The organism is Streptomyces sp. NPDC017529 (genome assembly GCF_044329785.1).
In the GTDB taxonomy this organism is placed as follows: domain Bacteria; phylum Actinomycetota; class Actinomycetes; order Streptomycetales; family Streptomycetaceae; genus Streptomyces.
Window position 1 is genome coordinate 1 of sequence record NZ_JBIRJY010000028.1, and the last position, 12,960, is coordinate 12,960.

General features: G+C 73.8%; 11 protein-coding genes. 2 read left to right on the forward strand and 9 right to left on the reverse strand.

The features are described from left to right. Positions 1–259 precede the first annotated feature (259 nt). A complete protein-coding gene (locus ACH4K4_RS35550; protein ID WP_398173465.1) occupies positions 260–1,036 on the forward strand; it encodes an alpha/beta hydrolase in 777 nt (258 codons plus the stop codon). 22 nt (positions 1,037–1,058) lie between these two features. Here ACH4K4_RS35550 and ACH4K4_RS35555 read toward each other — a convergent pair whose 3' ends face one another. The 9 genes from ACH4K4_RS35555 to ACH4K4_RS35595 all read right to left on the reverse strand — a co-directional run bounded on the left by ACH4K4_RS35555 (position 1,059) and on the right by ACH4K4_RS35595 (position 9,155). Further along, positions 1,059–2,159 (reverse strand): sensor histidine kinase, encoded by a 1,101-nt coding sequence (locus tag ACH4K4_RS35555; protein WP_398173467.1) that lies wholly within the window; start codon positions 2,157–2,159, stop codon positions 1,059–1,061. A gap of 83 nt (positions 2,160–2,242) precedes the next feature. After that, complete coding sequence (locus ACH4K4_RS35560; protein WP_398173469.1) at positions 2,243–2,467, reverse strand: hypothetical protein; 225 nt, start codon at positions 2,465–2,467, stop codon at positions 2,243–2,245. Positions 2,468–2,649: 182 nt separating this feature from the next. After that, the gene (locus tag ACH4K4_RS35565) at positions 2,650–2,991 is read right to left on the reverse strand and encodes a response regulator transcription factor (protein WP_398173583.1); all 342 of its coding nucleotides are present in this window, start codon (positions 2,989–2,991) and stop codon (positions 2,650–2,652) included. Continuing rightward, entirely contained in the window at positions 2,916–3,233 is a 318-nt protein-coding gene (locus tag ACH4K4_RS35570; RefSeq protein ID WP_398173471.1) for a hypothetical protein, read from the reverse strand. The genes ACH4K4_RS35565 and ACH4K4_RS35570 overlap by 76 nt, the downstream gene beginning before the upstream one ends. Positions 3,234–3,246: 13 nt before the next feature. Further along, positions 3,247–4,482 carry a multidrug effflux MFS transporter gene (locus ACH4K4_RS35575; RefSeq protein ID WP_398173473.1) on the reverse strand — a complete coding sequence of 412 codons (1,236 nt, stop codon included), beginning with the start codon at positions 4,480–4,482 and terminating at the stop codon, positions 3,247–3,249. A gap of 117 nt (positions 4,483–4,599) precedes the next feature. Continuing rightward, on the reverse strand, positions 4,600–5,613 hold the full coding sequence (locus ACH4K4_RS35580) for a helix-turn-helix domain-containing protein (RefSeq protein ID WP_398173475.1): 1,014 nt from the start codon (positions 5,611–5,613) through the stop codon (positions 4,600–4,602). 32 nt (positions 5,614–5,645) lie between these two features. Next, positions 5,646–6,605, reverse strand: a complete 960-nt coding sequence (locus ACH4K4_RS35585) for an ABC transporter substrate-binding protein (protein WP_398173477.1) — start codon at positions 6,603–6,605, stop codon at positions 5,646–5,648. Positions 6,606–6,672: 67 nt separating this feature from the next. Beyond that, complete coding sequence (gene fes / locus ACH4K4_RS35590; RefSeq protein WP_398173479.1) at positions 6,673–7,995, reverse strand: enterochelin esterase; 1,323 nt, start codon at positions 7,993–7,995, stop codon at positions 6,673–6,675. Continuing rightward, positions 7,992–9,155, reverse strand: coding sequence for a nucleotide disphospho-sugar-binding domain-containing protein (locus tag ACH4K4_RS35595; protein WP_398173481.1), 1,164 nt, complete (start codon positions 9,153–9,155; stop codon positions 7,992–7,994). The genes fes and ACH4K4_RS35595 overlap by 4 nt, the downstream gene beginning before the upstream one ends. Before the next feature lie 156 nt (positions 9,156–9,311). Here ACH4K4_RS35595 and ACH4K4_RS35600 point away from each other — a divergent pair, with 156 nt between their 5' ends. Then, complete coding sequence (locus ACH4K4_RS35600; protein ID WP_398173483.1) at positions 9,312–12,959, forward strand: ABC transporter ATP-binding protein; 3,648 nt, start codon at positions 9,312–9,314, stop codon at positions 12,957–12,959. Position 12,960 lies beyond the last annotated feature (1 nt).

Sequence of the window (12,960 nt, forward strand, 5' to 3'; positions counted from 1 at the left end):
CATCGGTCAGTTCATGTCGCCGCACCATGCCCGACGCCTGCCCGACCCGAAACCTGATCCACCCCGCCCGACAAGAGCCGTCAGAAATGGCCTAGTGCCCCCTGGGGAAAATCTGGGGACCTTGGAGGCTATTGGGGAGCCGGTAACGGCGCAACTATACCGATGCACTTGCATCAGTTCCAGGGGGCAGGTCCCGGACCGGCGGGCGTCCGGCCGGGCCGGGTAGGTTTCGGGGGCGTCGCTTCGTTCGGGAGGTGTCATGGGTGTCGTCGTATGCAGGACCGTGCACGCCGCTGACGGTGAGCAGCTCAGTCTCTACAGCGTGACACCGCGGAGCGAGTGCGCCGGAGCGTACGGCGTCGTCGTCATGCACGGCGGCGGCGGCAGCGGCAACAAAGAGCGGAACCTGCCGCTCGCCAAGGACTTCGCCATGCGCGGGCACCCCGCCGTCGCGCTGGACTTCTCGGGGCACGGGGAGAGCACCGGGGAACTCCTCGACCTCAGCCTCAAGCGGCGGCGCGACCAGGCCGCGGCCGTCATCGACGCCGCTTTCGACGCCGAACGCCCGCTGCTCCTGGCCGGGTTCAGCATGAGCGGCCAGACCGTCGCCGATCTGGTGGACCTGTACGGCGGGCGCGTGGCGGCCATCGTCCTTTGTGCGCCGGGGATCTACGCGGAGGACGCCTGGGACGTTCCTTTCGGGGCCGGGTTCACCGGGTTGATCCGGCGGCCGGAGAGCTGGCGGGACAGCCGGGCTTTGGACACCTACGCGCGCTTCGCGGGCCGCGCGCTCCTCGTCGTACCGGAGCAGGACGCGGTCATCCCCGACGGTGTGACCGGGCTTCTTCGCACCGCGCTGGCCGTCCGCGCGGACTTCGGCGAACTCCGGCTCACCGGGGCCGACCACCGGCTCGGGACGTGGCTGGCCGGTCACTTTCGGGACCGCGGGCACATCGTCGCCGCGTCACTACGGAACGGCTTCCGAGACGACGACGCCCGCGTCCGGTGCACAACCCGCGATGGGCGGTGCGGGTGAGACGGTGGCGGTCCAGCGGTGTTCAGGCGGCGACCTCGGCCACGAGCCGCCAGGTGCGGTGTTCGTCGTCCGGGCCGCTCTCCAGCGTTCCGCCGGCCAGTGCGAGGCGTTCCCGCATTCCCACCAGCCCGTATTCGGACACCGGCGGGCCGTCGTCGACCGGCTTGGCGGTGCGCGGGACGGCGTTGCGTACCTCCAGCCGGACGCGGTCGGCGCCGTAGTCCAGGGCGACGGACACCGCTTCGCCGGGCGCGTGCTTGGCGGCGTTGGTGAGCGCCTCGCGGGTGGCGCGGACGAGTGCGACGACGGGCCCGGAGAGCAGCGGCCGGGGGGGTCCGGTGGAGGTCAGGTGGATTTCGGTGTGGTGGTCGCGGCCGAAGTGGCCGACCAGGTCGGCCAGCATGTCGGGGAGCGGGAGCACGTCGTCCCGCAGTGCCGTGACGGCGGCCGCCGCCTCGGCCAGTCCCTCGTCGGCCAGCCGGTTGGAGCGTCGGACCCGGGCCCGCGCGGCCTCGATGTCCCCGTTCTCCAGCAGTGAGTCGGCCGCCTTGAGCTGTACGGTCAGTGCGCCGAGGGAGTGCGCGAGCACATCGTGGATCTCCCGTGCGATCCGTGCCCGCTCCCCCAGGACGGCGATCTGTGCCTGTTCCCGCTGCGTCAGTGTGGCCTGGTGCAGCAGTTGCTCGGCCTGGTCGGCCCGCAACCGGTACTGCCGCTGGTTCAGTCCCAGCAGGGTGAGCAGCAGCATCATGACGGTGTAGCCGGCCAGGTCGCCCGGTCCGGCACCGCCGGCCGCCGAGGTGAGCAGCGTCAGTGACAGGCAGCCGCCGAGCACCGGCCAGAGCGCGGCCGCCGTGGGGCGGTGCCAGGCGGCGAGCCGGCCGAGCATCACGCTCACCATGATCACCGCGGTGGAGTCCGCTGCCCAGCCGGCGGTGGCCGCGGGCAGTGCGGCGCCGGCCACCAGCGTGTATCCGGCCCACCGGGGCCGGGTGCCGGCCAGGAAGTGGAAGGCGAACCAGCAGCCGAAGGTCGCGCCGTAGACCACCCACATAGCCAGGGCGCCTTCACGGGCGGTGGCCAGCGTACCGACCAGCAGCGCGAGTCCGACGATCTGCGTCACCAGGCTCGCCGGCACGTGCGACCCGAAGAGCCCCCGCTTGCCGTCCGTGGTGTCCCCCTTTCCCTCCCGCCCGGCCGCGGCGGTCAGCGGCGGCCCCGGCCGCCGCGGCGCCGGTTCTCCATCACCGACCGGGCGAGCGGCACGGCGTGCTCGCGGACCCGGTTGACGGTCTCCTGGCCGACCGTGCCCCGGCGCTTGAGCATCACCAGGACCGCGGAGCCGATGAGGAGGAGTATCAGCACGCCGCCCGCGATGAGAGCGAACCGCAGGAGCACGAGATTTATGATGTCCCCGCTGTCCAGCGCCATTGCCACTATGATTTTCCCCGTCCTGTCGTGTCACTGTTTCCCATTCGGGTTCTCGTTCCGAATTCCCTTGTGACGCTAGCGGGTTGAATGCACGCGCCGAGCGGTTCCGTGGGTGGATTCCTGGTGGAGACGGGTGGATTTCCCGTCCACCCGGCCGGTTGCCCACGGGCTGTCGCGGCGGCTCAGTCGGCGTACCGGTATTTCCTGGCGTATTCGCTCGCCTGGGCGCGGTCCTTGCTTCCGGTCTTGGCGAAGATGCGGTTGACGTGCGTCTTGACGGTCGGTTCGCTGATGAACAGATGCCGGGAGATCTCGCGGTTGCCGAAGCCGGCGGCGATCAGCTTCAGTACGTCGATCTCTGGGTGCCGGTGTGGTCCTGCCGCACCCGCCGGGTGGCCTGGATGCCGGCTTGTGTGGTCACGGCGACAGTGTCCCCCGCCCGGGCCGGTCAGAACGCGCTGGGTATGTAGCGTGCCGCTACGATCCCCGCCATCGTCCGCAGCCTCGTGTAGTAGGACGCGCAGTAATTGTCGCCGATCAGGGGCAGGATCTTTTCGAGGTCGGCGACGCACGCCCAGAGGACGGCGATGCCTTCGTGGTCGAGTCCGCCTTCGAGTTCCCTTTGGACGAGGGCGTCGGCATCCGCGTCGAGCAGGATCAGCTCCACCCCTTCGATGTCCACGCCGCGGAAGCCCGCGGGGTACGGCGCGTCCCGGTGCTCCTTGTGCAGGCGTAACAGCCGGTCGTCGTGGTGTCGTTCGCGCATGTTCGTGATCATTTCATTCTGAACCGGGCGGCTCGCCGTGGCCCTGCCACGGTCGGGCGAGGGTGACCAGGGCGGTCGCCGAGAGGACGACGCAGCCCAGTACCACGACGGCCGTGGACATGGCGGTGGTGTTGCCCAGTACGCCGGGCAGTGGCGCGGCCACGGCGCCGAGTACGAACTGGGCGCCGCCGAGCAGCCCGGACGCGGCTCCCGGGGTGTCGCTGCCGATCGCGAGGATGATGGTGATCGACGCGGGCAGCAGCAGTCCGAACCCGGACGTCAGGCCGAACAGGCAGGCCCATGTGGTGGGAAGGGTGCTGATGCCGACGGCGAGCAGGGTCACCAGCGTGACCAGGGAGACGACGGTGACGGCGACGCCGACGGTGAGCAGGAGGTTGAGCCGTACGCGCCCGGCCAGCCGCCCGAAGACCGTGCCGGCCACCACGGTGCCGACGGCGTTCGTGGCGAAGACGAGGCCGTACGCGGTGGGCGACAGGCCGTAGGTGCCTTCGAAGACGAACGGCGAGCCCGTGATGTAGGCGAACAGGGCGGCCAGTCCGCACCCCATGGCCAAGAGGTAGCCGACCAGTTCGCGGCGCCGGAGCAGTCCGCCCATCGCGGCGAACGCGGCCCGCAGGCCGCCGGTCCTGCGCCGCTCGGCGGGCAGCGACTCGGGAACCCACGCCCGGGCCGCGGCCGACAGCACCACCCCGGTCACGGCCAGCGCCACGAACACCAGGCGCCACGATCCGACGCCGAGGATCAGGCCGCCGGCCACCGGCGCCAGCACCGGCGCAGTCGATCCGATCACGCTGAGCGTGGTGAGCCGGCGGGCCGCGTGGGCGCCGGTGAACCGGTCACTGATGACGGCCCGCCCGATCACGATTCCCGCGCTGCCGGCGATGCCTTGCAGCAGCCGGGCCACGTCGAACACGGCGATGGACGGGGCGAGCGCGCAGACCAGGGAGAACACGCTGAACATGCCGGAACCGGCCAGGAGCAGGCGCCGCCGCCCCAGCGCGTCGCTGACCGGGCCGAGCACCAGCTGGCCGGCGGCCAGCCCGATGAGACACGCCGTCAGGGAGAGCTGGACGGCCGTTTTCGAGGTGGCGAACGAGGTGACGATCCGGGGGAAGCCGGGCGCGTACATGTCGATGGCGAACGGCGATACCGCCGAGAGTCCGCCGAGGACGACGACGAGTGGCCCCGTCCCGGTCCGGGGTGACACGGATTCGGTACTGGCGGTCATCGGTCTCCATCCGGGGGTGCCTGCTGGGGGTCGTCCCATCGTCGGCACCGGGACCGCGCCGTGGTGTGGAGCGGCGGTCCCGTGGATGTGGAGCGCGGTGCCCGGCGCCCGGCGGCGTCAGGAGTGCGCCCGCCGGAACCTGGCGGGGGTGGTGCCCCGGTCGCGCCGGAAGGCGTAGCCGAAGTTGCTCGGCGAGGCGTAGCCGACCTCGTGCCCGATCCGGGCCACCGGCCAGTCGGTCTCGACGAGCAGGGCCGCGGCCCGGTCGAGGCAGCGGCGCCGGTGGTACTCCATCACCGGCACCCCGTAGAGCGCGCGGAACCCGGTGGTGAGGCGCCGGACCGACATCGAGGACGCGCGGGCCAGTTCGGCCAGCGTCGGCGGTGCGTGGCGTTCCCGCCAGAGCAGTTCGGGGACGCGGCGCAGCGCGGCCACCTCGTGGTCGTCCAGTGCGAGGTCCCCGGCGTCCGCCGGCGGCGCGGTGGCCGTGAGCCCGTCGACCAGTGCGGCCAGCGCCGCCACGAGCCGCGATTCCATGTACAGCAGGCGCCCCGGGGAGGAGCGCCGGTGCACGAACAGCTCCGCCAGCGGGCCGGCCACCGGGCGCAGCGCGGCGGACCGGCCCAGGTACTGTTCGCGCGCGACGTCCTGCGGCCCGGGGGCCGGCAGGGCGCCCGCGCCGAGGTTGCCGAGGTAGGTCTCCAGCCCGGTCCAGGTCCCGGTGACCGACACCGCGCGGTACCGCTCGCCGTCGCCGTGCGCGACGACGCCGCCGGTGGCGCACCGGGGGCTCAGCGCGACCGAGCCGGCGTGCAGGCCGCCGGTGCCGGTGCTGGCCTCGCTGACGTGCATGCGCCCGTCGACGCAGTGCTCCAGCTCGAAGTGGTCGCCGGGAAACGCGTACCCGACCTGGTGCCCGCCGGCGAACGCGACGTCGTAGCGGACGATGTGGAACCCGCTGCGCAGCGGCGTCACCTCGATCGTGCCGTCGCCGACCTCCGGGCGCAGCCGGTGCCGGACGGTGCCGTCGCGGCTCCCCTCGGTCTCGGCGATCGACGCGTAGTACGCCGCGAGCGTCGCGTCCGACGTGGGGGAACCGGTCACGCCGGCGAGCTGGTGGACCCGGGTCACAAGATCGAGGTTAACCTCCTGGCGGGTGCTGTTCAGCTCTTCTTCGTGAGGGCCTGCTCGACGTCCGTGAGGACGGCCTGCGCGGCGAGCGGTCCGCCGGAGCTGTTCCAGGCAGAGCCGTCGACCACCACGACGTGGTGCTTCTCGACGGCCTTGAGCTTGGTGAAGTTCGGTACGGCGGTGGCTTCCGCGAGGCCCTTGTCCCCCGCGGCCTTGTCGCCGAGCGCGCCGAGGAAGAGCCAGTCGCCGTCGATGGCGTCCAGGCGCTCCAGGCTCACCGGTTCGCTGTGGCCGGAGCTCTCGCCCTGCTGGCCCTGGGGGCGCTTGAGACCGAGGGCGGCGAGGGTTTCGCCGACGTGTCCCTTGCCCTTGCCGACGACCGATGGGGCGCCGTTCTGCCAGCGGATGACGCTGGTGACGGCCCCGGCGTTGGCACCGAGCCCGTCCTTGACGGTCTTGGTGCGGGCGTCGAAGGAGGCGAGCCACTTCCGGCCGTCGGCCTTCTTGCCGAGGGCGTCGGCGGTCGCGGTGAAGGCGTCCCGCCACGGGGCGTTCAGTTTGGCGGTGAGCACGGTGGGGGCGATCCTTTTGAGCTTGTCCTGCACACGCTTGGCGCCCACCGTCTCGTCGAGCAGGATCAGGTCGGGCCGCATGGCGGCCAGCTTGTCCAGGTCGGGTTCGGCGACGTTGGCGACGATCTGGGCGGACTTGGCCTTCGGGGCGAGGTAGCCGGCCACGCCGGACTGGCCGCGGCCGCTGGTGGCGCCGATCGGCTGAATGCCCAGGGCGAGCGCGGCGTCGAGGGTGGGCTCGCTGAGCGTGACGACCTTCTTGGGGGCGACGGGCACCGCCACCTCCTTGCCGTTGGCGTCGGTGACGGTACGGGTGCCGGAGCCGCCCGCCTTGCCGTCGCCGCCGTCCCCACAGCCGGCGAGGGTCAGGGCTCCTGCCAGGGCGGCGGTGAGCAGGGCGGCGGGTCGGCGGAAACGCATCGGTGTTGCTCCTTGTGAGTACGGAACGGAAGGGGTGCGGGGCCGGTGAGCGGTGGTGGACGGCGGCTCAGTGCGCCGGTGGCGTTCCCGGGCCGAGGAGGGCGATCAGCCCCTGTGCCAGGGCGACGGCCCAACAGGCGTAGTCGTGGCCACCGTTGAAGTCGGAACCGGTGACGGTGTGACCGCCGGCGCGGAGCGTCTGGCGCAGGTCCCGGGTCTGTTCGAGCATTCCCCACTCGTGCAGCCCCACGTCCAGGTGCAGCCGCAGCCCGCGCGGCGCCCCCTCGGCGTAGCGCCGGGTGATCCACGCCGTCTCCCCGGCCGGCTCGCCCGGGGGCTGCCACCACAAGGACGGGGACTGGGCCAGGACGTTGCCGAACCGGTCCGGCGCGGCGTACCCGGCGTACAGGGCGGTGAGTCCGCCCAGGCTCTGGCCCGCGACGACCGTGCGTGCCGGGTCCGGGCGGACCGGCAGGCGGCCGGCGGCCCAGGGCAGCAGTTCCCCGGCGAGGAAGGTGGTGTACGCCGGGTGGCCGCCGAACTCACGGGCGCGGGTGGCGTTGTCCACGGCGTGCGGGGCGAGGACCGTGAGCGGCGGGATCGCGCCGTCGGCGACCAGGCCGTCGAGCACCTCCTCCAGGTGCAGTTGGCCGAACCACATGTCACCGTCGAGCAGGACGAGGGTGTCGGTGTGCTGCCCGGCGTGGCCCGTGGCCGAGGCCGGCGGCTCGTACACCCACACCTCGCGTTCCGCGCCGAGCGCGGCGCTGGCCACCTGGTGGCGCCGTACCGTGCCGCGCGGGGTGCCGGCGCGTGCGGGGTGGGGCCAGGGGCGGGCGGGGGCGTCGGGGAGTTCGAAGACCGAGCCGGGCGGGCCGTGCCAGCGGGTGGCGATGGTGCGGGGGTTGAGGGGGTCGGCGACTCCGGAGGCGGCCAGCCGGCCGAGGTCGCCGTGCGGCCGGCCCTCGGTGTCGGCGGCGACGCGGTACGAACCGCGGTGGTCGCCGCGCAGGCGGTAGGTCAGGTGCCACACGTCCGTGCCGGGCAGGTGGCGCATCAGGCTCGGGGCGAGGTCGGCGCGGTCCATCAGCCGGTTGACCATCAGCAGCACCTGGCGGGTCGCGCTGTCGCCGCGCCACAGGAAGGTGACGGCGCGGTGGCCGGAGTCGCCGTCGAGCGGTTCGACCAGCGGCGTGCCGCGGGCCGCCACCTCGTCCCAGAACCGGTCCAGTACGGCGGCGCGCGCGTCCGCCGACCCGGCCGCGGCGAGCCGGGCGGCCAGGCGCGTCACTTCCGGGCTGTCCGCGGTCTCGGCCGGGCGGGGCCGGGGGGTGCGGGGCGGCCCGGCGGGGGCCGTGAGGGCGGTGGGGGCACCGTCCGCGCGGGTCATCCGTCCGCTCCACGGGCGAGGGCGAGTTCGACCAGCCGGGGCACGGTGTCGGCGGGGCTGGGCAGCGCGGCCATCTCCTCGGCCGTCTCGCGGGCCGCGGTGGCCAGCGTCTCGTCCTCCAGGAGCCGCCGCACCAGTTCGCGCCCGGGGCGGTCGGGGCCGGCGAGGGCCGACGGGTCGGACGGGACCAGGCCGCAGCCGCGCGCCCGGACCGCCGCCGCGTTGGCCGGCCGGTCGGCGCCCTCGCCGAGGACGAGCTGCGGCAGCCCCGAGTCCAGGGCGGTCAGGGTGGTGCCGGCGCCGCCGTGGTGGATGACGGCGTCGCCGGCGGCGAGCAGGGCGCCCAGGGGCGTCCACTCCACGGGGCGTACGTTTTCGGGGAGCGGGCCGAGCGCCGAGAGGTCGGCGCCGCCGAGCGCGAGCACGAATTCGGCGTCGGTCTCGCGGGCCGCGTCGATGACCCACTCCACGGGCGAGAGGCCGTCCACGACCGGGCGGACGGTGCCGAGGGTGACCGCGACGCGGGGGCGCTTGCGCTCCTCGAAGAGCCAGTGCGGGAGCGCGCCGCCGCCGTTGTACGGGACGTAGCGCAGGTAGCGGCGGTGCGGTTCGGTGGTGACGCTCATACGGGGCGGGGTGACGTCCAGCCAGGCGGCTACGGGTCCCGGCCCTGCCAGGTTGTGGCGGGCGTACCCGTCGGCGAGGGCGTCGTTCATCATCGCGACGTGCCGGCCGGTGTGGCCGAACCCGACCGCGTGCACGACGGAGGGGATGCCGAGCACAGCGGCCACGAGCTGGCCGACGACGCCGTTGGGGGTGTGTACGACGAGGTCGGGCCGCCAGTCGCGGGCGACGTCGACCATGGTGTCGGCCATTTCCTCGCTGAAGAAGGAGAACCCCTTGCCCTTGGGCGCGGAGTTCTTCTCGCCCGGGGCCGGCGGCTTGCCGCGCCGGCCCTTCTCCATGGCGGCGTACAGGGCGTCGGGGTCGGTGCCGGGCGCGCAGTCCACGGCGGGCAGCCCGGCCGAGGCGGCGTGGCCGACGGCTCGTCCGCAGGTGGCGACGAGGACGTCGTGGCCGGCGGCGCGGAACGCCTGGGCCAGCGGGACCAGCGGATAGAGCAGCCCGAAGAAGGGCGGCCCGGCGAACAGGACACGCATCGACAACCTGCTTTCTGTCCCGACGGGCCGTCAAGTCGGTTTCGGGACACGGGTGGTGCGAGTGGCGGCGGGAAACGGATGGTGCGTCAGTACATGTGTGACAGGTCACATGCCTTGAGTGACGACCCGGCACTTAGGCAAGCCTAAGCTAACCACGTGCTCAGCAGGTCAACAACGTCTCCCGGCTGGATACGCAGGCTCGGTGCCGCGTGCCGCCACCACCCCCGACTCCTCTTCGCGGTCGCCGTGAGTTCCGTGCTCGGCACGGGACTTGAGGCGATCGGCCCCCTCCTGGCCCGGCTCGGTGTCGACGACGCCGTGGCCGGGCACACCGACCGCATCGGCTGGCTGGCCGCCGCGATGGCGGGCCTCGCGCTGGTCCAGTTCGCCGCCGAGTTCACCCGCCGCTACGCCGCGGGGAAACTGGCCCTCGGCGTCCAGCACCGGCTGCGTACCGAGGTGTTCGACTCCCTCCAGCGCCTGGACGGCGTCAAACAGGACGCGCTGCGCACCGGCCAAGTGGTCTCCCGCGCCAACAGCGACCTGACGCAGGTGCAGATCATGCTGGGGATGCTGCCGATCCCGCTCGGCACCTCGGCCCTCTTCCTCGTCGCCGTCGGCGCGATGCTGTGGCTGTGCGCCCCGCTCGCCCTGGTCGCGCTGACCGTGGTGCCCGCCACCGCGTGGGCCGCCGCCCGCAGCCGCAAGCGGCTCGTCCCCGCCACCCGCGAGGCGCAGGCCGGCGCCGCGCACCTCGCCGAGCAGGTCGAGGAGACCGTCACCGGCGTACGGGTGGTCAAGGGCTTCGGCCAGGAAGACCGCGAAGTCAACCGGCTGGCCCGCGCCGCCCGCGGCCTGTTCGGGCGGCGGATGCGGGTGGCCCGCATCCAGGCCGGCGCCACCGCCACCCTCGCGGCGCTGCCCGCGCTCGGCCAGGTCGCCGTGCTCGCCCTCGGCGGCTGGCTGGCGCTGCGCGGCACCATCGGCCTGGGCACCTTCCTCGCCTTCGCCGCCTACCTGGCGCTGCTGGCCGGGCCCGCCCGCCTGTTCGCGAGCTTCCTGGTCACCGCCCAGCAGGCGCGCGCGGCGGCCGAGCGGGTCTACGAACTCGTCGACGCCCGGCCCGACATCACCGATCCGGCCGACCCGGCCGCCCTGCCCGCAGGACCGACCGGCCTGGAACTGCGCGACGTACGCTTCGGGTACGCGCCCAGCGACCCGGTGCTCGACGGCGTGTCCCTGACCGTACGGCCCGGCGAGACGCTGGCCCTGGTCGGCCCCTCGGGCTCCGGCAAGTCCACCGTCTCGCTGCTGCTCCCCCGCTTCTACGACCCGCAGGAGGGTGCCGTACGCGTCGGCCCGCCCGGTGCGGCCACCGACGTCCGCGAACTGTCGCTCGCCGACCTCCGCTCCACCATCGGCGTGGTCTTCGAAGAGCCCTTCCTGTTCTCCTGCTCCGTCCGCGACAACATCGCCTACGGCCGCCCTGACGCCACCGACGCGCAGGTCAGGGCGGCCGCCGAGGCCGCCGAGGCGCACGGGTTCATCTCCGCGCTGCCCGACGGCTACGCCACCGAGGTCGGCGAGCGCGGGCTGACGCTCTCCGGCGGGCAGCGGCAGCGTGTGGTGCTGGCCCGCGCCCTGCTGGCCGACCCGCGCGTCCTGGTCCTGGACGACGCGACCTCCGCCGTGGACGCCGCCACCGAGGCCGCCATCCACCGCACCCTGCGCGCCGTCACCGGCGACCGTACGACCCTGCTGATCGCGCACCGCCGCTCCACCCTCCAGCTCGCCGACCGCATCGCCGTCCTGGACGAGGGCCGCGTGGTGGACTGCGGCACCCAGGAGGAACTGGCCGAGCGCTGCCCGCTGTTCGGCGAACTGCTGGCCGGGCCGGGCGACTCCCTCGACGTACGCGTCACCCCGGCCCCGCACGCCACCGACCAGGGCGTCACCCCGGAGCTGTGGCCCGAGCCACCTGCCGACGCGGCCCGGAGCGCGGCGGAGGAGACCACCGACGACCCGCGCCTGGACGAGGCCCGGCTGCGCGCCCCCGACCCCGACGCGCGCTTTTGGCGCCTGCTCACCCCCGTACGCGCCGCCCTGCTGCTCGGCCTGGTGCTCGTCGTCGCGGACTCCCTCGCCTCCCTCGCGCTGCCCCTGCTCGTACGGCACGGCCTGGACGCCGGGGTCGGCGCGGGCGACGGCGGCGCGCTCGCCGCCACCGCCCTGACCGCGCTGCTCGTCGTCGCGGCCGGCTGGGGGGTGCTCACCCTCCAGGCACGCGTCACCCGGCGGGCCGGGGAACGGGTGCTGTACGGGCTGCGGGTGAAGACCTTCGCCCACCTCCAGCGCCTCGGGCTGGACTTCTACGAGCGCGAACGCGGCGGCCAGATCATGACCGCCATGGTCAACGACATCGACGCGCTCTCCGCCTTCCTCCAGACCCACCTGCTGGCCTCCGTCGCCGCCCTGGCCACGCTGTGCGGCGCCGTCGTGGCGATGCTCGCCGTCGACCTGCCGCTGGCCCTGACCGCCCTCGCCCTCGTCCCCCTGATCGCCGTGGCCACGGCCGTCTTCTGGCGGCTGTCCTCCGCGGCGTACAGCGACGCGCGCAAACGCGTCGGCGAGGTCAACTCCAGCCTCCAGGAGAACGTCTCGGGCCTGCGGGTCGCCCAGTCCCAGAGCCGCGAGGGCAAGACCGCCGAGGCGTTCGGCAAGCTCTCCGAGGGCTACCGCGCCGCCCGGCTGCGCGCCCAGCGCTACGCCGCCGTGTACTTTCCGTGCGTCAACCTCACCGCCGAACTCGCCAAGGCCACCGTGCTGCTGTACGGCGCGCACCGGGTCGCGGACGGCGGCCTCAGCCCCGGCGTCCTGGTCGCCTTCACGCTCTTCCTCGGCATGTTCTTCGCGCCCCTCCAGCAGCTCTCGCTCGCCTTCGACAGCTACCAGCAGGCGTCCGTCGGCCTGCGCCGCACCCTGCAACTGCTGCGCGTCACGCCCTCCGTGCGGCCCGCCGCCGACCCCGTACCCGTACCGGACCGGCTGCGCGGCGCGGTCGAACTCCGCGAGGTCACCCTCCGCTACCCGGGCGCCGGGCAGCCGTCACTGGACCGGGTCAGCCTGCGCGTCGGGCCCGGCGAGACGGTCGCGCTGGTCGGCGCCACCGGGGCCGGCAAGTCCACCGTGGTCAAGCTGCTCGCCCGCTTCCACGACGCCACCGAAGGGCAGGTGCTGGTGGACGGCGTGGACGTCCGCGCCTACGATCCGCCCGCCTACCGCCGGCTGCTCGGCGTCGTCCCCCAGGAAGCCCACCTGTTCACCGGCGACATCGCCGCCAACGTCCGCTACGGCCGGCCCGACGCCACCGACCGGGAGGTCGAGGCTGCCGTGCGGGCGGTGGGCGCGCTGCCCGCGGTGGCCGCCCAGCCGTACGGCTTCCGCCAGCCCGTCGGCGAGCGCGGGCAGCGCCTGTCCGCCGGCCAGCGCCAGCTCGTCGCGCTGGCCCGCGCCCACCTCGTGGACCCCGGCCTGCTCCTCCTGGACGAGGCCACCGCCGCCCTCGACCCGGCCACCGAACGCGAGGTGCTGGACGCCGGGGACCGCCTGGCCGACGGCCGCACCACCGTCCTGGTCGCGCACCGCCTGGCCACCGCCGCACGGGCCGACCGGATCGTCGTCCTGGACGCCGGGCGGATCGCCGAGGAGGGCACCCACCGGCAACTCCTCGACGCCGACGGCCTCTACGCCCGGCTGTGGCACCACCACTCCGCCGCTGAACCCGCCCCCCTCACCCAAGGATGAC